This window comes from Sphingobacterium paramultivorum (assembly GCF_014109745.1).
GTDB lineage: Bacteria > Bacteroidota > Bacteroidia > Sphingobacteriales > Sphingobacteriaceae > Sphingobacterium > Sphingobacterium paramultivorum.
This window is the reverse complement of sequence record NZ_CP058555.1, coordinates 1191318-1215888: the sequence shown is the minus strand read 5'-3', so window position 1 is coordinate 1215888 and position 24571 is coordinate 1191318. Positions and strand designations below refer to the sequence as shown.

25 protein-coding genes are annotated in these 24571 nt (G+C 37.8%); 8 read left to right on the top strand and 17 right to left on the bottom strand.

What is annotated here, in order from left to right; translation table 11 throughout:
- Nucleotides 1-21: 21 nt before the first annotated feature.
- The gene (locus HS960_RS05030) at nucleotides 22-483 is read left to right on the top strand and encodes a MaoC family dehydratase (RefSeq protein WP_120333731.1); all 462 of its coding nucleotides are present in this window, start codon (nucleotides 22-24) and stop codon (nucleotides 481-483) included.
- A gap of 152 nt (nucleotides 484-635) precedes the next feature.
- On the opposite strand, the gene HS960_RS05025 is transcribed toward HS960_RS05030, so the two are convergent.
- Together HS960_RS05025 and HS960_RS05020 are read right to left on the bottom strand one after the other, a co-directional pair.
- Entirely contained in the window at nucleotides 636-764 is a 129-nt protein-coding gene (locus HS960_RS05025) for a winged helix-turn-helix transcriptional regulator (RefSeq protein WP_228280339.1), read from the bottom strand.
- A 651-nt stretch (nucleotides 765-1415) separates the two neighbouring features.
- Nucleotides 1416-1757 carry a winged helix-turn-helix transcriptional regulator gene (locus HS960_RS05020; RefSeq protein ID WP_182331526.1) on the bottom strand — a complete coding sequence of 114 codons (342 nt, stop codon included), beginning with the start codon at nucleotides 1755-1757 and terminating at the stop codon, nucleotides 1416-1418.
- A gap of 89 nt (nucleotides 1758-1846) precedes the next feature.
- Here HS960_RS05020 and HS960_RS05015 point away from each other — a divergent pair, with 89 nt between their 5' ends.
- From HS960_RS05015 to ilvD, 3 genes are all read left to right on the top strand, one after another.
- The gene (locus HS960_RS05015; protein ID WP_182331524.1) at nucleotides 1847-2356 is read left to right on the top strand and encodes a dihydrofolate reductase family protein; all 510 of its coding nucleotides are present in this window, start codon (nucleotides 1847-1849) and stop codon (nucleotides 2354-2356) included.
- Between the two features lie 446 nt (nucleotides 2357-2802).
- On the top strand, nucleotides 2803-3372 hold the full coding sequence (locus HS960_RS05010; protein WP_153848103.1) for a Crp/Fnr family transcriptional regulator: 570 nt from the start codon (nucleotides 2803-2805) through the stop codon (nucleotides 3370-3372).
- A gap of 10 nt (nucleotides 3373-3382) precedes the next feature.
- The gene (gene ilvD / locus HS960_RS05005) at nucleotides 3383-5071 is read left to right on the top strand and encodes a dihydroxy-acid dehydratase (RefSeq protein ID WP_153848104.1); all 1689 of its coding nucleotides are present in this window, start codon (nucleotides 3383-3385) and stop codon (nucleotides 5069-5071) included.
- Between the two features lie 629 nt (nucleotides 5072-5700).
- Here the strand turns inward: ilvD and HS960_RS05000 are convergent.
- From HS960_RS05000 to HS960_RS04970, 7 genes are all read right to left on the bottom strand, one after another.
- The gene (locus HS960_RS05000; RefSeq protein WP_153848105.1) at nucleotides 5701-6567 is read right to left on the bottom strand and encodes a hypothetical protein; all 867 of its coding nucleotides are present in this window, start codon (nucleotides 6565-6567) and stop codon (nucleotides 5701-5703) included.
- Nucleotides 6568-6992: 425 nt separating this feature from the next.
- Nucleotides 6993-7595, bottom strand: a complete 603-nt coding sequence (locus tag HS960_RS04995) for a HEAT repeat domain-containing protein (RefSeq protein WP_182331522.1) — start codon at nucleotides 7593-7595, stop codon at nucleotides 6993-6995.
- Nucleotides 7596-8039: 444 nt separating this feature from the next.
- Complete coding sequence (locus HS960_RS04990; RefSeq protein ID WP_153848107.1) at nucleotides 8040-9038, bottom strand: NADP-dependent oxidoreductase; 999 nt, start codon at nucleotides 9036-9038, stop codon at nucleotides 8040-8042.
- A 2-nt stretch (nucleotides 9039-9040) separates the two neighbouring features.
- Complete coding sequence (locus HS960_RS04985; protein ID WP_182331520.1) at nucleotides 9041-9805, bottom strand: SDR family oxidoreductase; 765 nt, start codon at nucleotides 9803-9805, stop codon at nucleotides 9041-9043.
- Nucleotides 9806-9870: 65 nt separating this feature from the next.
- On the bottom strand, nucleotides 9871-10599 hold the full coding sequence (locus HS960_RS04980; protein WP_153848109.1) for an SDR family NAD(P)-dependent oxidoreductase: 729 nt from the start codon (nucleotides 10597-10599) through the stop codon (nucleotides 9871-9873).
- Nucleotides 10600-10645: 46 nt separating this feature from the next.
- The gene (locus HS960_RS04975) at nucleotides 10646-11737 is read right to left on the bottom strand and encodes an alkene reductase (RefSeq protein WP_182331518.1); all 1092 of its coding nucleotides are present in this window, start codon (nucleotides 11735-11737) and stop codon (nucleotides 10646-10648) included.
- A 62-nt stretch (nucleotides 11738-11799) separates the two neighbouring features.
- Entirely contained in the window at nucleotides 11800-12390 is a 591-nt protein-coding gene (locus HS960_RS04970) for a TetR/AcrR family transcriptional regulator (protein WP_153848111.1), read from the bottom strand.
- A gap of 347 nt (nucleotides 12391-12737) precedes the next feature.
- On the opposite strand from HS960_RS04970, the gene HS960_RS04965 reads away from it, so the two are divergent.
- Complete coding sequence (locus HS960_RS04965; protein ID WP_153848112.1) at nucleotides 12738-13970, top strand: transglutaminase-like domain-containing protein; 1233 nt, start codon at nucleotides 12738-12740, stop codon at nucleotides 13968-13970.
- A gap of 976 nt (nucleotides 13971-14946) precedes the next feature.
- On the opposite strand, the gene HS960_RS04955 is transcribed toward HS960_RS04965, so the two are convergent.
- From HS960_RS04955 to HS960_RS04940, 4 genes are all read right to left on the bottom strand, one after another.
- A complete protein-coding gene (locus HS960_RS04955) occupies nucleotides 14947-15117 on the bottom strand; it encodes a VOC family protein (protein WP_182331515.1) in 171 nt (56 codons plus the stop codon).
- A gap of 26 nt (nucleotides 15118-15143) precedes the next feature.
- On the bottom strand, nucleotides 15144-15908 hold the full coding sequence (locus tag HS960_RS04950; RefSeq protein ID WP_159732509.1) for a helix-turn-helix domain-containing protein: 765 nt from the start codon (nucleotides 15906-15908) through the stop codon (nucleotides 15144-15146).
- Between the two features lie 466 nt (nucleotides 15909-16374).
- The gene (locus tag HS960_RS04945; protein WP_153848116.1) at nucleotides 16375-17286 is read right to left on the bottom strand and encodes a cation diffusion facilitator family transporter; all 912 of its coding nucleotides are present in this window, start codon (nucleotides 17284-17286) and stop codon (nucleotides 16375-16377) included.
- A 105-nt stretch (nucleotides 17287-17391) separates the two neighbouring features.
- A complete protein-coding gene (locus HS960_RS04940; RefSeq protein ID WP_153848117.1) occupies nucleotides 17392-17544 on the bottom strand; it encodes a hypothetical protein in 153 nt (50 codons plus the stop codon).
- 310 nt (nucleotides 17545-17854) lie between these two features.
- Between HS960_RS04940 and HS960_RS04935 the strand changes: the two genes are divergently transcribed.
- Nucleotides 17855-18418, top strand: a complete 564-nt coding sequence (locus HS960_RS04935) for a YciE/YciF ferroxidase family protein (RefSeq protein ID WP_153848118.1) — start codon at nucleotides 17855-17857, stop codon at nucleotides 18416-18418.
- A 188-nt stretch (nucleotides 18419-18606) separates the two neighbouring features.
- Here HS960_RS04935 and HS960_RS04930 read toward each other — a convergent pair whose 3' ends face one another.
- The gene (locus HS960_RS04930; protein ID WP_075993108.1) at nucleotides 18607-18792 is read right to left on the bottom strand and encodes a hypothetical protein; all 186 of its coding nucleotides are present in this window, start codon (nucleotides 18790-18792) and stop codon (nucleotides 18607-18609) included.
- 246 nt (nucleotides 18793-19038) lie between these two features.
- Here HS960_RS04930 and HS960_RS04925 point away from each other — a divergent pair, with 246 nt between their 5' ends.
- The gene (locus tag HS960_RS04925) at nucleotides 19039-19323 is read left to right on the top strand and encodes a hypothetical protein (RefSeq protein ID WP_120333748.1); all 285 of its coding nucleotides are present in this window, start codon (nucleotides 19039-19041) and stop codon (nucleotides 19321-19323) included.
- Between the two features lie 164 nt (nucleotides 19324-19487).
- Here the strand turns inward: HS960_RS04925 and HS960_RS04920 are convergent, their stop codons facing one another.
- The gene (locus HS960_RS04920; RefSeq protein WP_153848119.1) at nucleotides 19488-19988 is read right to left on the bottom strand and encodes an RNA polymerase sigma factor; all 501 of its coding nucleotides are present in this window, start codon (nucleotides 19986-19988) and stop codon (nucleotides 19488-19490) included.
- A 434-nt stretch (nucleotides 19989-20422) separates the two neighbouring features.
- On the opposite strand from HS960_RS04920, the gene HS960_RS04915 reads away from it, so the two are divergent.
- Entirely contained in the window at nucleotides 20423-20575 is a 153-nt protein-coding gene (locus tag HS960_RS04915; protein ID WP_120333750.1) for a lmo0937 family membrane protein, read from the top strand.
- Between the two features lie 53 nt (nucleotides 20576-20628).
- On the opposite strand, the gene treZ is transcribed toward HS960_RS04915, so the two are convergent.
- Nucleotides 20629-22446: a malto-oligosyltrehalose trehalohydrolase gene (gene treZ, locus HS960_RS04910; protein WP_182331513.1), complete on the bottom strand. Its 1818-nt coding sequence runs from the start codon at nucleotides 22444-22446 to the stop codon at nucleotides 20629-20631.
- Nucleotides 22447-22460: 14 nt separating this feature from the next.
- A complete protein-coding gene (glgX, locus tag HS960_RS04905; RefSeq protein WP_153848122.1) occupies nucleotides 22461-24569 on the bottom strand; it encodes a glycogen debranching protein GlgX in 2109 nt (702 codons plus the stop codon).
- Nucleotides 24570-24571: the final 2 nt, after the last annotated feature.

Below are 24571 nucleotides of genomic sequence, written 5' to 3'. Positions count from 1 at the left end.
ATTACAGACTAACCGAAGTTTATGGTAATTATTAACAATTTTGAAGAATATAAGGCCTACGAGGGCAAACTCATCGGGGTTTCCAATTGGCACGTAATTAACCAACAGCAGATCAATCTGTTTGCGGATGCGACGCACGATCATCAATGGATACATGTCGACAAACAAAAAGCCGAAGAGGAAGGTCCCTTTTCTTCAACTATTGCACATGGGTATCTGACCCTATCATTAATTCCTTACTTATGGAAGCAGATTGCAGATGTTAGAAACGTGAAAATGGAAATCAATTATGGAATAGAAAATTTTAGATTTGGACAAGCTGTCCCTGTAGATAGTGAAGTTCAACTCCAAGCAACCGCAAAATCCATCTGCAACCTTCGCGGAACAATAAAAGTGACTATTGAGGCTAAACTTGTTATCAAGAATCAAATTAAGCCAGCTTATATCGGGGATGTAGTATTCCTCTATCATTTCAATACCTAAACTCGGTATATTTCATTATCAGCAACGCTATCAAGAACGCCCTTACCTAAGTGTAAAAATTCCAACAAAATGCAAGGGCCGCCATTTTTAGCACGCTTTCCTTTTATAGATTTCCGATAATCTTTTATGGTCTCTTATCGACAATTCATCAATTACTTCCCGACAATCACTTTTCGATGTTCAGTTCCCCATTCGGCCAGGGTATTGATGATTTTTTTTAGCGTCAAGCCGTATTCTGTTAGTTGATATTGAACCGTTACGGGTTGCGTGTCGAGAACTATCCACAGTTGCAGCTAGCGGAAACAAAGTGGATGTGCTTGTACTGAATGCGGGAATAGCAAAGCAATATTCAATTGAAGATACAACCGAAGAGGTTTTGATGACCTTTGCAACATCAATGTCAAAGGACTATTCTTTACTTTGCAAAAATTAATCCCTCATTTATCAGAAGGAGATTCCATTGTTCTTATCTCATCTGGAGTCTCTGTGAGCGGTATGCACAAATGGGTGCTTATGCAGCTACTGAACTGGCAGAATCTTGGAATTAACATTTGAAACGCCACAAGGAAGCAGTCCGTCGATTAGATCTCTCAGCGCTCCTCTATCGATTTCTGGTCGGAAATGTTCATCTCCGAATACGGGGGCTTCGTCTCGATGACTCTCATCCATCAGCATATTTCCCTGCGGATCAAGAAGACGGTATTTGTGTCGCCTCCATCGCTTTAAGACCTGAATCAAAGTGGTAAGGATAAGACGCCGCCGACCGACAGTGAAGAAATGTATATTTCCGCAGAGCTATATTTCGCGAAGGTCTCGAGAAATTGGAACGGAGGTATTTTAATGAAAGCGGAGCATTGAAAAACGTCTGGAGAGAGACGACAATACACCATTCTATGAAGCGGAAAGTCAAATGAGCTGTTAAGATATAAGCCTCATTTTGCTTTAATTTTATTTCTATGCTTTAGACCAAATTTAATTAAAACATTGGCAACTTCCTCCGTTTCTTTAGCATAGGCGGTAAGCGTATAAGAAACGGTCACAGGTTTGGTATCATTAACTGTTCTACTAATCAGCAAATTGTCTTCTAATTCCTGAAGTTCCTTGGATAGAACTTTTGGGGATATTCCCTGAGCCATCTCTTGCAGATCTTTAAACCGCATTGTGCCGTGTTGCTGCAAATTGTGCAGGATACAAAATTTCCATTTGCCACTGAGCAATTCAATGCCATCTTTTAATGCCAATATCGTTTCTTTATCAATATTTTTATTGCTCATATGATAGTTACTTTCCTAAAGGTAATGAATAGTAAATATATATTGAATATCCAATAGTTTTGTTGAACAGAAATTTAAGGAAAATCATTATGAAAGTAACAGTAATCGCAAATATTTCAGCTAATGGAAGAATTTTGATATCCGATAATCCACATCATAAGCTGCCACCGGAAGCAATGGAATTTTACCTACAATTTGTAAGGCAGGTTGGAAATGTAGTGATAGGATTGAAAACATTTGAAAATTTTCTAAATTTTCCAGATCCGGTAAAAGATCATTTTAAGGGAATAGAAATCATCATATTGGCCGATAAACCTTATACGGCTGATGGTTACCAGACTTTAGCAAGTCCTGAAGAGGCAATTGCATATATGTCTGCAAAAGGAGTGCGGGAAATAGCCGTTGGAGGCGGAGCAGGTACTTTCAACGCTTTTTTGGACAAGAATTTGGTTACCGATATTTATTTTAACGTCAGCCCTATAATCACTGGAGCTGGAGCAATTTTAGCAAACAATAAGGAGTTAAGTTCAAAGTTCAAGTACAAAGGACAGGCGCTTAAAAACGGTTTTCTTCAATTGCATCTAACTAAAGAATACTAAATAACGACAAACCAAAAATGTCTTTCAAAAATAGTTGAATGACGGAAACAAATCCGCTAAAATTATTTCTTTCGGATCTATATCAACGATGTATGTCTCCTTCAATTCTATCTTCGAAACGCTATGTGCCGCAGCATTTTGTGCAAAGAAGACCGTATAAAATCTGACCAATAGTAATAACAAAATGGAAACTTCATATAAGAAGTTTTATAGAAATTAAATCTACTTAATTTATCCGTCGCTTCCAACTGTAGTCAAACGAACAGCTTTCGCACCTAACAAAGAAATAATTGGTGTATATTTTAATGTTGTATTAGCTCTAAACTTACCAAAGTTCCATTATCCAATAGAAGATTAAAACTTTAATAAATCGTTGACGTTTTTGACCAATGTCAACGACTGTATCCTAATATAAAGTGCATCTTTGACGTATAAAATAATAAGCGATGAGAGAGCAACTATTACAATTGTTACGTGAGAAAGCGTTGTTAACCGAACAGCAATTAGCAGAGGCCCTAACTTATTTTAAACATCAATCGATAAAGAAAAATAACCATCTGCTCAACGAAGGTTCCATTGCAGACTATCTTTTCTTTGTCGGTAAAGGCTGTTTGCGCCTATATTTTCGCAATGACGAACTATCAACGGCAACCCGATTCATGGCTTTTGAGCATACTTTTCTAACCTCTATCGTTAGTTTTATCTCAAGACAGCCAGCTACAGAATTTATCCAAGCAGTAGAAGATACGGAGGTGCTCAGCATCAGCAACACTGATTTTACCTTTTTGAGGGAAAACATGCCTGGCTGGGACAATTTTTATATCTACATTCTCGAATATGGATTAACTGTCATAAATAATAAACTCAGCAGCTTATTAACTCAAACCGCTAAAGAACGCTATCGCGATCTACTGAAAAATAATCCTGAGCTCATACAGCGTTTGTCTAATGTCAACCTTGCGGCTTATCTGGCCATATCGCCTGAAACACTAAGTAGACTAAAATCTACTATATAACTAATAAAAAATGAGAAGCGATGAAGTAAAGAAGGGATACCAACGTACTCCCCATAGAGCCCTATTTCGGGCCACAGGCATAAATGATAACGATTTCGATAAGCCTTTTATTGGAGTAGCAAATTCCTTTATCGAAATTATACCCGGACATTTTTTTCTGAATAAGGTTGCTGAGATCATTAAAGAAGAAATCAAGGCAAACGGATGTATTCCTTTTGAATTCAATACGATAGGTATTGACGATGGTATTGCTATGGGACACGATGGTATGCTTTACTCGCTCCCCAGCCGAGAATTAATTGCCAACTCAATTGAAAGCGTCATGAATGCACACAAATTGGATGCAATGATAGCTATCCCTAACTGCGATAAGATTGTACCCGGGATGATTATGGGTGCGCTACGTGTAGATGTGCCTACAATTTTTGTAAGTGGAGGACCCATGCGAAAAGGATATACCAAAGATGGTACTGCCATTGACCTGTCTACAGCTTTCGAGGCTGTGGGCAAACACGAAGCGGGCTTAATCAGTGACGATGAACTCAAAGACATCGAGTGTAACGCATGCCCCAGTGGTGGTAGTTGCTCGGGTATGTTTACAGCAAATTCCATGAACACGCTGATGGAAGCTATGGGTATAGCACTACCTGGTAATGGAACCATATTGGCGTTAACACCCGAGCGTGAAAATCTATATCGGGAATCAGCCAGAAGGATCTGTGAAATCGCCAAAGACGATCAGCTTTCCAAGCAATTCAAACTTAAAAACATCATTAATGCAAAAGCCATCCAGAATGCTTTTGCAGTGGATATGGCTATGGGTGGTAGTACCAATACTGTTCTTCATATGCTTGCTATAGCTCACGAAGCAGATGTAGATTTTCAGCTTAGGGACATTAATTCAATATCGGATCAAGTAGCTCACATCGCAAAAATATCGCCCAGTTTAAGCACCGTTCACATGGAAGACGTCCATCGCGCCGGGGGCGTAAATGCTGTAATGAACGAAATGACCAAGCGCAGCAACCATGTCCTCCTGGATAATATAACGGTCGGTGGCGAAATGCTATTCGAAAAGATTGCAAATGCAGCGATCAAAGATTCAACAATTATACATACAATAAACAATCCATACAGTCCTGTCGGAGGATTGGCGATTCTATTTGGAAATCTGGCAGAGCAGGGAGCTGTGGTAAAATCCGCAGGAATCACGGGCGAAAAGAAATTTAGCGGGACTGCAGTTTGCTATGATAGCCAACAAGATGCCATAGTAGGCATCCTTGCCGGTGAGATCAAAGCTGGCGATGTTGTGGTGATCCGTTACGAAGGTCCCAAAGGTGGGCCGGGGATGCAGGAAATGTTGACACCTACAAGCCTGATCATGGGAATGGGATTGGGTAGTTCGGTAGCCTTGATAACAGATGGGCGATTCAGCGGAGCTACTCGCGGAATAGCTATAGGACATGTCTCCCCTGAGGCTGCTGAAGGTGGATTAATTGGATTACTAAAAAACAGAGACCACATCGTTATTGATATTGACCAACATATGCTTTCAGCTGACATAAGCGAAGATGAGATACAATTGCGAAGAAATAACTTTATTCCGATCAGAAAAAAACTAAATTCTAAATGGTTGAGTCAATATCGGCAACTTGTTAGCAATGCTAGCAGTGGTGCTATATTAAATTGTGATTTTTGAAAATAAAATCGTCTCAGCTTAGCGAATTGACGTGATAGCCAAATTTTAATGATTTAGGAAAATAAGGAAGTACCCCCAAAAAAACTATTAAATTAAAAGTTCAAGTTGCAACGCGTCAACTTGGACTTTTAACAACTTTCTACTCCTTTCTGGAGACTTGTAGTCCGATTGATAAAAACTTCTTGAATACAATAGATTAAACCCATAAAAACAGATATGCGTTGTTTAACGAGATGCGGAGTATATATGACATATTCATTGACTGTCTTTCGGTTGATGCCCCACAACCTAGCGATGGAGCGATTACTCTCCCCACGGGCTTTTAATTGAATTATATTTATTTGAAAAAAAGTCCAGCTATAAGTAACATAACTGAACTCCGTAGTTTTTATTTATACACTTAGTGGGACAGTCCCGACCGTTACACAATTCTATAACCTCTTCTCATTATAAACCGCGTTTAACATTTTGAAACTTTACCTCCGTCAATTTGCTGATTAATAATAAAAAACTTATCTCAAATCGATAGAATTTCGTATCCTTCCACGCCAATGTTGATCAATTATTGTAAAAACAAAGTAATCATCGAACCATTAAAAACAACCAAATACCACTTTTTAGTGGTCGTTTTATTCATAATATTCGATCTTTCTTTTTATTAAAATTCCGCCTTCAAATTCGTCTTTAGGATTTCTTTTAATAATCTGCTTTTGTTCAACCCAATTTTCATAATGATCATAAATATATGAATAGGTTGATGATTGTATGGTAGGGCTTTCTTCAGATCTGCTTTTTTCTTCTTCTATATCGCCATGTGAGTTGTATTTATAATTTTTTGTTTCTTTAAAATAAGAAGAATTTAGCTCGATTGGTTTATTTGAATTGTCATATCTGATATCGACAACCCCTGATATATTGCCATCAAAATTGTCAGTTTTTTCTTGAATCATATTTTTATTCTGATCATATATTTTAGTGGCAATAGAAACTAACAAAAACTCTTTTTTTGTTTCGTCGTATTCATAACGTTTTATTGTTTCGTCATTTTCATTATAAAAATAATCCGTGTATGCGCTAAATTGATTCAGACTTAACCTATTGCCTTCGTACCGGTTTTCAATCTTTTTTGTCAATTGTTTTTGTTCATTATAAGAGAACAAAATCTCCCCATATTTATCCCCTGTAACTGTGCCAATTAGTTCTATTTTGCAGAGTTTGCCTTTTTCATAGATATATCTTTCATTTAAATTGTAATTATTTTTATTCTTGCTTTTGTCAAACTCTACGATATAGATAGTTGAAACGGTACCATCTAAATTGTACTCTTTATATTGATCCAGTCCTTGCATGTCGCTTCTGTTAATAGGCCGCCCCGCTATTCCATGGTAGGTTATTTCCTCTGTTTTTATCTGGGGTTTAGTTTTCTGTGTATCTTGTCCAAAAGCAAAAACGCACAGTAAGAACATTGACATAAATGCTGTTATTTTTTTTCTCATATCGTATTTTTTATGACCTATCCCCACATATATAGCCTCGCCAAATAGTACACCAAAGCTTAATTCACCATTTTTAAAATAGCGCGAGCTCGCTACCGAACTTCAATTACTTGACTCAACCTCACGTATGTAAATATACGGCCGGTCTTTTTGGTATGAAAGGCTATTTTATAATTCGTAAAGCTGTATTTATTATCCGCTATCATTTTTCAATTATCGGGATAGAATCATGGTATAATATTTCTTAAGGGGACAAGATTAATAACTAAACTTATTATGCAGAGCACCGATTTGTAGAGAAAAGATGAGACCGGCTGGAATCTGTTGTGACATTGTCTTAAAAACGATAAATCTCTTTATACGGTGCAAAATAAGCCACATACAGAATAAAATCTATCAGTGAGTATCAGATATATTGCTAATTTTTAGCCTTTAAGAACATGCTTGTAGGTGAATACAATCCGTTTATCATTTAAATTCCATTGGGCCGTTTCGTTGGAAATCAGTTCATCATGTCGCTTGCGAATATCTCTTAATGCATTACCGACAGATTTACGCAGGTATTCACTTTCGCTGGCCTTATGCAAACTGATAAGTTGTATGGCCACTTTGGGGTGGATTTTAAAATAAGGGCGGCTGGTCCAAATTCTCAGGCCTTCTGTCACAGCCCTGCAAACATTGGGATGTTTGTCACTAAGCCACTCTTTTATTACCAGTAAGGACTGCTCGTAGCCATTGTCTTTACAGAACTGATCAAATGCTTTCGCTACTATTTCCTGTACCTGCCAGCTTTGGTCGGACCGGGCGACCTCTTTAAGCTGGTTTAATACCTGGATGTCTTTCGCAGCAATAAATCCCAGAATGAATATCGCGCAACACCTAAGTTGGTAATGCTCACTTTTCAGCAAGCGGATCGCTATCGACTTTGCATCCTCCAAACTTTCCTGTCCGATGATCTCCAGCGCTTCCTCTTCAAAAGGTTTGAACCCATGCTCAATCTTCGTAAGTTTCTTTTCAAGTGAATCCATGATAACAATTTACTTCCACAAGTTACAAATAATTCATAAGTGTCTTATAATCTAAGATTAACTTAAATCCTGATGAAATAAGAATAACCAGTATAGCTTCCGCGCTGACCTATCGAAAATAGAATTCCTATACTCACACTTATCAATTTCTGAATTTATAGTAATTGTCTACTACATTATCGCAGCCTTATTTCCCGGAACAATTGATACAAATAAAAGATACTACAACTACACTTTTGTGTAATGGTTCTATTCCTCGTTTTACCTAAAACTTTTTTAGCTTTTCGGTCAATTAATAGATGTACAAAAGATAACAGTTTAAACCAAATGACCGGCAATCAGGCTTGCCATGATAGATTCAGAAATTTGGAAAAATGGGGTACTTACATGTTGTTTATAATAACTTGAAGCAAAACTAAAGCTTGTTTAGAATGATCTTCACTTTCATTTTATTTTGACCACAACTTTTCCTTTCGCTCTTCCATTTTCGACATATTCCAAAGCTTTGTTGGTTTCTCCAAACGGAAATACTTTGTCTATAATAGGCTGAATGATTCCAGACTCTATCAATTTTGTAATTTCATTGAGCTGGTTTCCATCTGCCTTCATAAAAAGGAACGTGTAATCAACGCCCAATTTTTTCGCCTTTTTCTTAATCCCGAAGCTCAGAAATCTTGTTACCATCTTTACCAGCCAATTCGCATGTATAGCTTCAGCAAACTCAGGTGTTGGTGGACCGGAAATTGAAATGACCCTCCCTCCTGCTTTTAAAATATTTAATGATTTTTCAAGTGTTTTATTATCCTGGCTATTTAAAACGAGGTCATAATCTTTCAGTATTGCTTCAAAATCCTGTGTTTTATAATCAATTAAAACATCAGCGCCTATTTCTTTCAGAAAATCAAAACTTTTGGCACTTGCAGTTGTCGCAACAGTTGCGCCAAGATGTTTCGCCAACTGGATCGCAATGGTACCTACTCCTCCCGAACCTGCCTGAATAAATACCTTTTGTCCTTTTTTTAACCGACCAATTTCCACCAGAGCCTGCCACGCTGTGAGTGCGACCAAAGGAACCGATGCAGCTTCTTCCATCGAAAGATTCTTTGGTTTAAAGGCTAAATCTTCTTCCCTCACCGTTATATATTCTGCAAATGTACCTATATGAAAGTCGGTCGGCCTAGCATAAACTTCATCTCCAACATTGTATTTTTTCACATTCTTTCCCACTTCCTTTACAATTCCAGCAAGATCGTGACCTAAAATAAGCGGCATTTTGTAGGGAAGAATAAGTTTGAATTCCCCTGTTTTTATTTTCGAATCTAACAGGTTTAAACCTGTTGCATAAATCTCCACCAAAACTTCATTGTTTTTAATTTTTGGTAAAGAAACATCTGTCAGCTGCAGGCCTCCCTTTGTATATTTATTAATTAGAAATGCTTTCATGATTATTTCAATTTTATATACTCTTTTTTAGCATTGATTATATTATAGGCCGTCTTAGGCGCAATCCTATTAAGAATGGAAATAACCTTTGTATCCCCCACTTTTATCGTTTCAACGTCTTTCTTAATACCTAAAATCAGCCCCTTGACCAGTTGTTGCGTACTTATCTTTTTATCCTGCCGATCGGCGACCATATCGGTATCGACCAAAGGTGGAAGCAATTCAAAAACTTTCACCGAACTATGGATTGCCTGCAAATGTGACCGCAATGATTTTGTATAAAATGCCAAAGCCGTTTTCGAAGCAGAATACGTTGCTTCCAATACCGACGGAACTATGCTCAAAATGGAGGTTGTATTGATGATTGCTGCCTCTTGACGGGATTTGAGCATTTCCATAAATAGATTATTCAGGCGGATTATCCCGAAATAATTAACCTCCATTTCATAAACAGCACCTTCCAGATGTCTAGTGTCGGCAATACCAAGGTTTAACGGAGCAACCCCAACACCTGCATTATTGTACAGGATGTCAATACCCCCCATTTCGCTTACCTTTTCATAAAGAGCGATTGCATCCTTCTCCTGAGAAGCGTCAGATTGAATAATCGTTATTTCAGGATATTGCTTTTTTACGGCTTCCAGTTTTGACTGGTTTCTTCCCGTAATAATTACGCTGTTTCCCAGTGCTAAAAACTGTTTTGCAGCTTCCAGTCCTATTCCTGAACCTCCTCCAGTTATCAGGATCACCTTATTTTTCAAATTCATAATGAAAAATTTAATAAGAACTGAACCAATCTTTTAATTTCTCAAAAGACTGATTCAGCTTGTATTTATGCCTGAACTAATTTTGCCATAGCTTCCCCAATTGCATTTGCGTAAACCTTTGTATCACCAACAGGAATATCAAACAAATTGTTTTCCAGTCCAATAAACAGTTCGTCCGCCACTTCACTGGGCGCAATTCCAGCCGCCCCACCTATTTCAGCAGAAAAATCGGTGTTTACCAATGGAGGATAGACCTCATAGACCTGAAGTTTTTGCTGCTCTTCATAAGTTTTTCTCAGAGCTGTAGTATAGCTATGTAGTGCCGCTTTCGTTGCACCATAGGTTGGAAGAAATTTATGACTTCCATATACAGCAATAGACGAAACGTTGACCACCGCTGATTCTTCTTTTTCCAACAAATGTGGAATCATTAATTCTGTAAAGTGAATGATCGCAAAATAGTTCGTATTCATCTCGATCATTGCTTTTTCGTGTGCATTGGTCGTTTCACTGAGTAAATATCCAAAAGCTGCTCCCGCATTATTAATGATGATATTTACATCATGATGATTTGTCTTCAAATCTTCTGCAATTCGTATCCTATCTGTCTCTACTGAGAGATCGCCCTGAATGGCAACGGCATCTTTCAACTCGGTCAACGCTCTTTGAAGACGGTCCTCATTACGTCCGTTTATAATAATTTTATTTCCTGTTTCATTTAGTTTTTTGGCAATTGCCAATCCTATTCCTGCGCTTCCGCCGCTAATGAATATAGTATTTCCTGTTGTTTTCATTTTGACAAATTTTGTTTGATATTATTTTATGTATATAACTGTGTTCTTATTTATTTAAAAATGGATAATCTGTATATCCCTTTTCACCGGGTGTGTAGAAGGTATCCTGATCAGGAGTATTCAGTATAGAATCTCTTTTATAGCGTTCTACAAGATCTGGGTTGGCTATAAATGGAATGCCAAAAGACACCAGATCCGCATCTCCATCCTCCAAGACCTGTGTGGCCGTTTCTTTATTGAAAGCACGGTTAATGATAATAGTTCCTTTATAAATTTCACGAAAATGCTTTGCCACGTGCTGAATCGCATTTTTATTACCCGTTAAATCGGTGAAAGGCTCTATTAAATGAATGTAGGCCAGATCATAATCATTTAACCGGCTGACAATGTAATTATACGTCGCAATGGTCTCATCATCCACAGCAATTCCCATTATTCCATTCAACGATGGATTGAGACGCACGCCAACATTTTTGATGTCAGCCACTTCTCTGATCGCATCTAATATTTCAAAAAGAATTCTTGCGCGATTTTCAGGAGAACCTCCGTATTCATCTGTTCTGTTATTGGCATTTTTGCTGAAAAACTGCTGCAAAAGATAGCCGTTTGCACCATGAAGCTCTATCCCGTCAAAACCAGCACGGAAAGCATTGATAGCTCCTTGTTTAAAATCGTTAACTGTTCTTTTGATATCTTCAATTGTCATCGGCTGAGGAGCAACGGTAGGTTTAAAGCCTTCTAAAGTAAATGCTTTCTGCCTAGGATTAAAATCGGATGGAGCAAGAGGTAATCTGCCCTCATGCAAATCGGGATGCGAATAAGCTCCTGTATGCCAGAGCTGGGCAAAGATCTTCCCTCCTTTGTCGTGAACAGAATCAGTGACCAATTTCCAGCCTTCAACCTGGTTATCTGTATAGATTCCGGGAACATTGATAAATCCAATACCCTCCTCACTGATAAAAGTGCCTTCGGTAATGATCAGTCCGGCTGTTGCACGCTGCGCGTAATATATCGCAGTCAGTTCGGTTGCAACATTACCCTCGTTGACAGATCGGGCTCTGGTCATCGGAGCCATTACCATCCTGTTATTTAACCGTTTACCATTAAGCTCGTAGCTTTCAAACAACTTGTTGCTCATATTTCAATTCTTTGGTTTAATATTTAAAATATACTTTTTAGTCTATTTTGTTTCAAAAAAAATTACAGTATATACTGCTCTAATTCTTTTTTAAGGTCCCTGATAAGTTCTAGCATCAATTTTCTCGATCCCATCGTCCTGCTCAGAACAATTCCACCTTCTATCGCTGAAAACATTTTAAAGGCAAAAACTTCTGCATTTAGGTTTTCTGAAAATTCACCGTTAATTTTTCCTTCTTCCAGTACATTTGAAAGAGCGATCTGACCCGCATTCAGAACTGCTGCAACCTTCTTTTTTATCGAAGGAAAATTATCATCAGCCTCAACAGCGGTGTTAAAGATGGGACAGCCTCCTGCTATATATGTATCGATCGGGTTCTTATAAAAATCAAGATATAAAAAGATCTTCTCTTTCGCTGTTTTACCTTTTGATACAATAGATGCCACTCTTTCGGTTATTTTTTTTAGGGAATAGTCTACAACCTGTTCCGAAAGATCCTCTTTTCCATTGAAATGCCCATAAAGACAGCCCTTAGTTAACTTGGTCGCTTCCAAAACATCGTCAATGCTCACACCCGATATCCCTTTCTCATTGTAAAGCGGGCTGGCGGTTTCAAGAATAAATTGTTTTGTTTTTTCTGCTTTTGTCAACATCTGTTTTATTATTTACGCTACAAATATACCAAAAAGTATATTTTAAAAACAAATAAAATATACTGAAAAGTCTGTGTGTCTTGTCCAAAAGCAAAAACGCACAGTAAGAACATTGACATAAATGCTGTTATTTTTTTTTCTCTTATCGTATTTTTTATGACCTATCTCCATATATACCAGCTTTTGGAGGAAGTGATGCCTGTGGAGTGTTCGTTTTTAGCTAGCAATCGTTCGGTATCGAACAGGGTTATTAACTCAAAGTTTTTATTTTCAGGAGGATAGCATTTTGGCAAGTACCTTGTTAACCACTAATTATGAATAAAACAGTATTTAACTAAAGACCTCCAATGAAACCATTATTTAACCTTCTTCTGTTCATATTTTTGACAGGCAGTGCATTTGCACAAACAAACTCGACGACATGGAATAAGTTCCTATCAGACTTTAAGAAATTAGAACGGGATTATAATACCTATTATCCGGCAAAGGATTATCAAAAATCCACAAAAGTATTAAATGCCATATCGGCCAAAATGGACAGCTTACAGCTATCTGAAAAAGAAAAGCAGGAATATCAAACTACGATAGGTGAAATTAATGCGAATATAAACTACAACCTTGCTTGTTTACAATCATTACTCAATCAAAAAAAACAAGCTGTTTCAAGTTTTGAAAAGGCAGTTTTGTGGGGATATACCGACTATCGTAATGCTTTAAATGATCATGATTTAGACAATATCCGTAAAGAAAAAAAATTTGTAAAAGCATTAGTCCAACTGAAGCAGTACGATAAATTAACCCTATTGCAGCAATCTGGAGGATACATTTCAGCAAATAGTGACTCTTTGCCGGTATTTACCTACGAGGTAACGAGCAATCGAAATTTATTAGCGGTAAAAAATTTTTTCGATCTGGACTCGATAGCTGGTAAGGGTGACGAAATCTCCAAAATCTGTAATATCATGTTTTTTGTCGCAAATAATATTAAATATGACGGCAGCAATTGGGCACTATGTGAGTTTGACGCGATCGATTTTTACAACTATCACAAGGCAACTGGAAAAGGTATCAACTGTCGGCACAAAGCGATGACGTTAAATGAAATGTATCTTGCTATGGGATTTAAGTCTCGTTATGTTACATGCATGCCAAAAGACGATAAAGATACTGACTGCCATGTGATCAATAGCGTATATGCTGAAACTCTAAAAAAATGGCTGTGGATGGATCCTTCCCATGGTACATTTGTGATGGACGACAACAACAATTTACTGAGCATTGAAGAAGTTAGGGAGCGTTTAAAAAATAATCAATCGCTCAAGCTAAACGCAGAGTCCAAAGTAAATAAACTTTGGTACCTGGATTATTATATGGCAAAGAATTTATACTGGATTCAATGCACGAATAAAAGCCAGTTTAACACAGAAAGTAGATATAGGCCCGTAGCCCCTGATCTGCAGTACATTTCTTTAGTTCCAAGTGGGTTTGACAAAAGCAATAACAAATATTTAAAAAACAACGTGATTACGTTTGATCCTGCTTACTTCTGGATTTCCCCTGAAACAAATACAACACAATAAAATTGTATCGGCAGGCATGACCTGCCGCTTTTATTCAGACTGTCAAAGGTGGAGTTGCGGACTTCCAGCTACGTCTCCCAGCATCGTAAATCTAGCCACTTATCGTGCTGTCAGGCTCGGAATTATTTTGCTGGACAGGCTCCCGGGGAGTTTAAAAAACAGTATACTAAAAAAATGAAGCCTAGATCTTCGTAAAAGTTTTATAAACAAGAATGGTATGAGTAAGATGAAAGGCTAAAAATAAGGCAGAAGCACTGATAAAAATCCATTTCTTGAATGGCAGGTTAAAATTAAAGGTATCTCCTATCAGTGAAATTCCTAGAAGCCATACCAAAGGTGTGTAAGCGGGAGCAGAAAAACCAAGAAGGCTATTGCTCCAAATGCTTTTAGAAAATAAAATTAATAAAACCCACGAAAGCATGTACAGCAATAATCCTGTAAGATAAATGCTGAAGCCGACTTTTTGCCTTTTTGTACGCAGCTGCAGAGGCATCAAAAATGAAATTACAAATATAAACAGCCTAAAAATATTCTCACCGTACGTTAACACGTCCGGAATATTAGCAGAAAATATTTCGGCCTGGTAATTGGCAGGCAACTTATTGCTTAATAAAATATTCCAAATAATGATCGGCAACATCAATATGAAGCAGTTCAAATAATAGCTTTTATAACTCATACTATAGATTTTTTGGTTGGTTTAGTATTCCCCCACTCTGTTTTTAATTTTGATAGCAAATCTAACCTCTCTGAGATAATCTCAACTTTATGATCATTTAAAAGGAGTTACACTGATTTCAATCATCAGATTTTCAAAATAAAAATAGAATCCAAATGAATCCCTGATTTTCTTTGGTGCGCTTTCAAATTTCAAACCGCTGTCGTTTATTAATTTCTGATATACCTCGTGAACAGCTTTCTCATCTTTTTGATAAAATCCAATATGGAAATTCGCTGGATACTTAGGTCTATTTTCCTAGTTGTTCAATTGCTGCCCCCAAAGGACTAAAGCAAAATTATTGCTACTTTCAAGCACTGCCATTTTGCTGTTTCTGTTTATAATTAAATTAAAACCCAACTTTTGCGTAAATAGATCTACGGCTTTATCTACCTCTTTTACGACCAGGTTGATGTGATTTAGATGCATTTTTTCTTCTTTTATTTAATACAAAATTATGCATCAGGAATCAGGTTCAATTGGATAAATCGGTCGTTTTCATTTTTGTTTAAAATAGTTGGCGTTACTCCGGCATATTTTTTTACTTCACGGATAAAGTGAGATTGGTCGCCATAGTTCAGTTCTGGATAGAAATTTCCTTCTTTCAGTTGTTGCAATGAATTTGAAAAACGTACAATGTTAACATATGATTTTAGCGTAAGCCCAAGCCAATTCTGGAAATAGCGGTTAATCTGCCTGCTACTCCAACATATTTTACCCGCCAGTTCTTTTACTGTAATTTCTCCCCTAGATTTACTGATAAGCTCAAACAACTTCTGTTTCATTCCATCCATTTGTTTTTTATACTTTGAAGAAATAGTATAACAGGCCTTTTTATAAAAACACTCGAAGTCAATGAGGTCATCTTTTGAAAATCCCCAATAATCATCTGGCAACGTTTTTTTTGTATTTTTTAAATCCGAAAAAGAGTGATTAAAAATATATTCCGCAGCAGTTGGATAAAAGCTAATGGCGAACATCCGAGATTTCGGGAATGGTGGCTTTATAACAGGTTCTGTACAGACTCCACAAATAAAAATCTCAAAAGCTCCTTTTTCATCTGTCAGAAGAAATAAGTCTATTTTGCCGTCTGGAACGATAATTCCTTCTTTATTCTCATCAGAATGATTTATTACCATCCAGATACTCTCTACGATGTGTTCAAGCGATTGCCACGGCTTAAGTGACATATATTCTAATTGATTATTTTGAAAATTCATCGTTAAGCAGCTCTGAAATTGATATTTACAAATGTATCATTTTAAATAATTCGCTGTTCATTCTACTTAGCATAATCTCATCGCTCAAAGCAGCGGATTGGCCGTCGGTATTGATTTTCTGTTCATGGCATTATGGTCTCGATAATAAGTAGGTTCTTCGTTAACCAATTGAAGCTTCCCTTCATTCAAGAAAAATGTAATGCCCCCACTTTACCTTGAAGTACTTACCTTCCATGAACCGGATGCTGTTTTAATTTTATCTATGGAAGATTTGCTAGCCCCAGCGGTTTTTAAATTCTTTTCTTTTTTCATATCCAATGCTGTTCTTATTTGATCCATCAGGGGTGAACAAAGCCAAAGTCTGAAAGGTTTGGTAGGTATTTATATTTGCAAAAATTACCACCATTTCTGCGCTATGGGCTTGAAAATGATGTTTTGATAGCGTGTTAAAAGGGCTTTTATATGATTATTCTGGTTGAATAATCACAAAGTGTACAAACTCAAATTCATTTTTTATATCCTCACGAATCCGGCGTATCGCCTCGGTGATCTCCTCTGTGTCAAGATGATCTTCAAAGTCAATAATAAGCATCAATACAACATACTCTGGCGATTGATAAGTGGATAGTATGTTTTTAGTTTTTATAACAGCCGAATCCTTTTCGGCAAGCTGGGCGATTTTCAATCTTGTTTCTGAAGCAATTCCCTCTCCCATTAATAAGCTTCTGCTTTCTCTAGCCAATATAAAGGATACAAAAACCAACAACAAGCCTACGATTACTGAAGCTAGGCCATCTAATTCAGGAATCTGCAAGTAATGACTTAGTCCCATTAGTACCATAACGATTATTAACCCTGCCACAGCTGCACCATCTTCAAAGACCACAAGGAAACTGGAAGGATCTTTACTTTTAATAATTGCATCCCACCACCCCATGCCATTGCGGGTTTTATTGAATTCTTTTAAAGCAATAAAAAAAGAAGTTCCTTCAAAAATTAAGGAGAGTATAAGTACAATATAATTCCAAAAAGGATCGCTCATTAATTCGGGTTTCATGATATGAGCTACACCCTGGTAAATAGATAATGTACCACCAAGCCCAAAAATCAGAATGGAAACAATAAAAGACCAAAAGTATAGTTCTTTACCATAACCAAAAGGATGAGACTGGTCGGGTGGCCTCTTACTTCTTTTTAAGCCATAAAGTATGAGCAATTGATTTGCAGTATCTACCGTTGAGTGAATACCCTCTGAAATCATGGATGAACTATTTGTAAATGCTCCCGCAATGAATTTAGTTAATGCAATTAATACATTCGCCGCGAGTGCACTGTATATTGATTTTTTATTACTGGTTTTTAATTCCGGATTATCCATGGAGGTTTTGATGCGTTTATTTCGTATATTTTTCAATTACTTTTTTGAGATCAATACCTTTACCAAGGACCGGTTTAAAAATATCACCTTCACTATTCATCCTTTCTAACGTAATTCTGTTCCACTTGGTTTCCCGCCAAAGGGTTCCGGGGTTTTCTCTTCGGTACGCTTTTGCCGATATTTAGCTAATCCCATAGCTGTATCTTTAGGTGATCTGTTTCTAGCTGTTTTTCCCTTTTTGGATTTATTATCGGCCATGATCGGTATTTTAAAAATTAATATATTGGTAAATAATAAAATGCATATTACACTACCAGTTAATTCGATTTTGATATAGCACAAAACTCAATATGAAATGGTTTTCTCTGATTTAGCAAATTGCTGTTTATGGCCTGATAAATATTATTCTGAACAATGCTGGCGTGCGAAAGGTTTTGCTAACAGGATTGTACCCAAACTTAGAAGAGAATATCGCTTTCGTTTTTATTTGATAACAGTTAAATATATTTTATTGAACTAAAGTGGTTTGGGCTGGGTTATCTATGCAGTAACACTTAAAATTTTTATTATGGCAACTACGAAATCTGTACCGGCAAAAAATGCCACAAAAAAACCTTCTGGTAATACCGGAAAAATGAAAGACAGTGAATTCCACGAGTTTTTCGTCGATGAACTAAAAGACATTTATTGGGCCGAGAAACACTTAGTGAAAGCTTTACCTAAAATGCAGAAAGCGGCAACTAGCGAAAAACTCGCCGCTGCTTTTGAAAAGCATACCAAGGAAACTCAGAAACATATAGAAACTCTTGAACAGGTATTTGAGCAATTGGGAGAAAAAGCTGTTGCTAAAAAATGTGACGCTATGCAGGGTCTACTTGATGAAGCCGATTCGATCATTTCTGACACAGAAAAGGATACTTTTACCAGAGACGCAGGCCTCATCCTTGCCGCACAGAAAGTAGAACACTACGAGATCGCTACTTACGGTACTCTTCGCACATTTGCAGAAACGATGGGACACGACGATGTAGCTTCACTGCTCCAAAAAACCTTAGACAATGAGAAGGATACCGACGAAGCATTAACAGGGATAGCAGGCGGTTTCGTAAACGACAAGGCTGCCCAAGAATAGTTGAAATACAGCAAAAACCTTGGCCAACAGCTAAAGGCTTTTTACGAAAACAATGCGAGGTATATATTTGTTATTTATATTCTCAACTATATTAAGTAAAATTCATGTATGAAGGTCGGACTTGATAATCCGACCTTCATTAATTTTTAGCAAAAGCCGAAAATTAGACTTCCCAAAATGAACCGCCTTTAAGACTCGTCTTTAGTGTTCTTCACAAGACTTATTCCTGATGAGAAGAAAATAAGCGCCAAAATGCCGACTACTGCCAAATTCGTATAGGCATTACTTTTCATGATCAGTTCATAGCCGGTATAGATTAGCCCTACAATACCCAATACTGTGAGAATAGTTCCAAATATTCTTTTTACGTTCATGATGAATATATTATTTTTTTGAATCCTTTTTGCCTGAAAATTTTTCTATTTCACCCTCAAGCTCCTGCTTTTAATTACTGATATAACACGTCTCAAAAACAAATAGATTGCTTTTGCAAAATAAATTATTGGATCGCCAAAAAAACAAAAATGGCATACGACTGTTAGAATTATCGCAGATCAAAATTCCAAAAATTATGATCTGAGATAAGATCACTATAACTTTAACTTTCAATTTGTAAGATTATGAATGGTATTATTTTTCATGGTACTGAGATTCATTATGGCGGCATAGCTGAGTTCTTATTTAGCCCGGAAATTGGTTATAATGCGATGCCAGCAATTATCGAATTCCTCGGCGGCGAAAAAGCCTACGCCGAAATTATCCACGCTCTTCCTTCAGAAATCACGATTACGGTGGGTGAACATTCAACCGATAAGGAAGAGAAAGTCCCCCAGGAAACTTGGCTACTTCGATATGATAAAAAAGAGGACAATTGGAAAATAGTTGAAAAGTTGCAGCCGGGATGAACCTTCGTCGGAGTGCAATCATGTTCAGTTGATGACCATACGATTTCCGCAAAGGAACTATTGTTTTGAAAGTATACGAAAGAAAGGCTGACTTTAAAAAGTCAGCCTTTCGCAAAAATCAAACTAAACTGAAACGTTAGCTCTTGTTTTATTTGTTGGGATTGTCAATTTAACCGGTAGACCTTAAGCTGTTTTTGCAGCTTTTTTCTTACCATATGGATTCTAGTCTTTATTGTACCTTCTGGCATATCAAAATATGATGCAATTTCATGGTATTTATAACCATCTAAAAACAAACGGAAAATTTCATAGTTTTCTGCCGTTAAGCTGTTCATCGCACGTTCGATATCTTCGGCCATAAACTTATTGATCCCTTTGTTGAGTTCTATTGTATTTGTACTTTCCAAGACCACATATTGATCTTGAATTTCGGTGGTACGCTTTGCTTTTCTATACTTATTGATGTAAGTATGTTTCATAATTACATATAACCAGCTCATTAGCTTCGGATGCTGAACAAAATTGTCTATGGACTTCAATGCGCGTATCCACGTTTCTTGGATCAGGTCTTCCTTTTCATCCGGATCAGCTGTAAATTTAGCAGCAAAATGATTAAGTAAACTTCTTTTTTCGGTGATGAGTACATTTAAATTGTGGTTGTTCATAACTTATCCTCTTTCTTTATTCAACTGATTGTTTAAAATGATTTTACAAGAAAAGGATAACAAGAAGAGTGCTAATTTTGAGGGCCAATTTGCATGTAAAATAAATAGCATTGTTAGCGGTAAAAATACGTTGTCCTTATTTACAAAGCCTATTAAGCAAATTTTAATGGATTTTTGCGCTTAATTTTAAATACAGATAAAAAAATAAGCAAATAATAAAAAAAGACAATAGGGTATTTATATATGGGAAATGTTATAAATACGTTTATTCTAAAGTGTTATTTGCAAACCAGTTTAGTAGTCGGCCGCTGACAACTGTACACTTTATTGTTAACTAACAACTAACGATTGATAACTAACAACTAACGTTTAAATTTTATCCATTCAAACCATAATCCATCGAAGGCTGTTCTACTGAAAAAAACAAATATATTATGGGAAATTTATTATATATCATTGCTGTTATTTTAGTCATTATTTGGGCGTTTAGTTTCTTTGGAGGTTATGCTACAGGGAATATAATTCACGTTTTATTGGTTATCGCCATTATTGTCGTTCTGTTACGTGTAATCCGAGGGGCTGCTTAACGCGATATAAAAACCTGATGTATGGTATATAAAATTTTTTATATACCATGCATCTAGATAGAAATATAGACCTGACCTGACCAAGGTTTTAGTGATGCGACAGTGGTTTGAGCATAATCAGTATCTAACAAAACCGCGGCATCCATTTCATTCGTATTAAATATCATTTTCCATTGCAGATCCTCAGCCAGCGTTACCTGTTGTACAGTGGCAGAAAAATTCATCAGTACAACTAAAGAACTATTGTTTTTTCTCATCGATAAGATAAGTACTTTTTGATCCGGGAGACATTTAGCCGTCATTTCATCGCGCTGTATATTTTTCAGCCCAGGATTGGTTTTACGGAATGCTATCAGGGATCTATAATAAGATAAATGTTTCTGATGGACTTCGCTATCCTGTTCGTCCCAATTCAAAACGGTATTCCTAAATGTTGTCTCGTCCTGCGGATCGAGAAATTCTGAATCTTCAAAAAAATCTTCAAACTCTTTTTTTCGTCCCTGTCTCACCTGCTCTACAAGTTTGGGGTCACTATGACTGGTAAAATAGGGAAAAGCTCGTTTTGTACGCCATTCTTCTCCCATAAATAGTAAAGGAAGATACGGGGATATGAACACGGCAAAAGCCATTAGTCGCGTTATTTCTACAGGATAGAGTGAAGCCGCGCGATCGCCCATCATCCTATTGCCGACTTGATCATGATTCTGGCAGAAAACTATAAAATGATCCCCTTTGATACCGAGAGTGTCCGTTCCAAAGAATTTTTCCCGATGGGGAGAATAGTTGCCATCGAATACATATGCTTTTTCATAAGCTTTGGCGAGATCGGCCAATCCATTAAATTCCTCATAGTACCCCTTTTTGGGTTCGCCCACGCTTACTCTTAAAGCATGGTGGAATTCATCTAGCCATTGTGCATCCATCCCAAAACCATTTTTCGCCAATGGGTCTAAAAATCGTCTATCGTTGAGATCGCATTCAATAAATAGAAAATGGTTTTTTCCGGATTTAGCGATAATTTCATCCGTTTCCTTACGAATTTGCTGAAGGATATGAACAGCGTTAAAATCCTTGATTGCATGTACCGCATCCAAACGCAGCGCATCGATATGAAAGTCTTCAAACCACATGCGTACATTGTTCAGTACCAAATCCCGCTGTCCATGACAATAGCTATCGTCGTAATTCAGCGCATTACCCCAGGGCGTATGGTATTTGTCGGTAAAATATGGACCATAATTCGAGAAATAGTTTCCCTCTGGACCGAGATGATTATAGACGACATCCAAAATTACCGCAATATTGGCCTCATGACAGGAATTCACAAGCCTTTGGAATTCCGAAGCGCCACCATAGGAATGCTGAACTGCAAAAGGAAAAACGCCATCGTAGCCCCAATTTCTTTCACCGGGAAACTGTGCAACAGGCATAATTTCAATAGCAGTGATCCCCAAATCTTTCAGATAGGGAATCTTTTTGATAACACCATCAAAATCATGGGATGAAGTAAATGTTCCTACATGAAGCTCGTAAATAATAAAATCAGACAATGCTGGAGGCCGATAGTCTTTATCGGTCCAAGAAAAAGTGAGATCAACGATTTTTGAGGGACCATGTACACCTTCTGGCTGGGAGAGCGAAATCGGATCCGGCAATTCGTTGCCATCGACACTGATCCAGTATAAATCTCCAGCTGCTAATAAATCAGTCTCTGCGTACCAATAACCGTATTGTTGGGGCTTAAGCGCGATCTCCATATCTTTTTGATAAAATCGGTAAAGCACATTCTTTGCCGTTGGTGCCCATACGCGAATCTGCCAAACGTCACCATTGCGACGAATACCCAATTGTTGAATTCCTGTCTTGTTCATCAATATCCCCCACTTTATTGTGATTGAAATAAAAGTATGGAACGTGAGGGCACTAAAATAGAATCACCTGCTGAATAGTTTCCAAAGCTTTCTATCGTATCATTATTCGTATCTAAGATCTTAAACCAACCAGCCCCATAATTTTCACCGGGGAGCGTGTAGGTTACATCTTCCCAATACGCATTAAATATCAGGTAAAAATTAGCATCCACGATTTTCTTTCCATCGGTATCTACTGATCTAATTCCCGCACCGTTTAAAAACACAGCGAGTGAGCGCGCATAGTCTTCCTGCCAGTGATGATCATCCATCTCAGATGCATCTGGAAGAAACCATACAATATCTTCAACACCTGTACCGCGGATAGGCAATCCTTGAAACCATTTGCGACGACAGAATACCGGATGTTCTCGCCTAAAATGGATCAATTTTTTAGTGAAGTCCAATAAAGATACGTCTACATTGGCCCAGTTGAGCCATGAAATCTCATTGTCCTGACAATAGGCGTTATTATTGCCCTGCTGTGTTCGCCCCTGTTCATCGCCAGCGACAAGCATAGGTACTCCCTGGGAAAGAAATAATGTGACGAGCATGTTTCTTTTTTGTTTTTCTCTCAGGTTATTTACCGTAGAATCATCTGTAGGTCCTTCTGCCCCACAGTTCCAGGAGCGGTTGTGGCTTTCTCCATCTTTATTATCCTCACCATTAGCTTCATTGTGCTTTTCATTGTACGATACCAGATCGTGGAGCGTAAATCCGTCATGTGCAGTAATGAAATTTATACTGGCGGAAGGTGTACGATTGTCACCCCGGTATAAATCGGACGATCCAGTCAGGCGATTAGCAAATTCAGCGATCATACTGTCCGCTCCGATCCAATAATCGCGGATACAGTCACGATACTTTCCATTCCATTCGGCCCAACCGGCGGGGAACTCGCCTACCTGATACCCTCCTTCTCCAATATCCCATGGTTCGGCAATTAGTTTAACCTGTGAGATCACGGGATCCTGATGGATAACGTCAAAGAAAGAGCTCAATTTATCTACGTCATGGAGCTCCCGCGCTAATGCTGATGCCAGATCAAAACGGAATCCATCAACGTGCATTTCCTGCACCCAATAGCGTAAACTATCCATGATTAACCGTAGTACATTAGGCTGGCGGGTATTCAATGTATTGCCTGTTCCAGTAAAATCCATATAATAACGTGGATCTTCAGCCAAACGATAATATGAAGCATTGTCAATTCCTCTAAAAGAGAGTGTTGGTCCCATTTCATTCCCTTCGCCTGTATGATTGTAAACGACATCAAGGATAACTTCTATCCCTGCACTATGAAGTGCTTTTACCATTTCCTTGAATTCCACGACCTGCTCTCCATGGGTACCCGAAGCTGAATAGCGCACATCAGGGGCAAAAAAACCAACACTGTTATATCCCCAATAGTTAGTTAGTCCTTTATCCTGTAGGTGACGGTCTGTAATAAAATGGTGTATAGGCAATAATTCAATTGCAGTGATCCCCAATTCCTTTAAGTAATTTATGGTGACAGGATGCGCCAAGGCAGCGTATGTTCCTCTTATTTCTTCGGGAATCTCTGGATGAGTTGCTGTAAAACCTTTTACATGTGTTTCATAAATCACACTTTGGTGCATCGGTATACGCGGAGGAAGGTCGTCCCCCCAATCAAAATGACCGTCTATAACCACGGATTTCGGGACGAAAGGAGCGCTATCAGTTGTATCCAAACTTAAATCGTCCTCTCCTATATTGTACGCAAATAAAGCATCATTCCATTGTACGACACCCGAAATTGCTTTTGCATAGGGATCAATCAGTAATTTATGGGGGTTGAAACGATGCCCCTGGGCTGGATCGTAAGGACCGTGCACACGATAGCCGTACAGTTGTCCTGGTTTAATTCCCGAAACATAAATATGCCAAACTTGATGCGTCTTCTCTGTTATTTTAAATTTCTCGATTTCTTGTTGGTTCGAACTATCATAGAGATAAAGTTCGACAGCTTCGGCATTTTCGGAGAAAAGGGCAAAGTTAACCCCTTCTCCATCGTAAGTTGCGCCTAAAGGATAAGGGCTTCCAGTATTGATTTTTGTTTCCATCT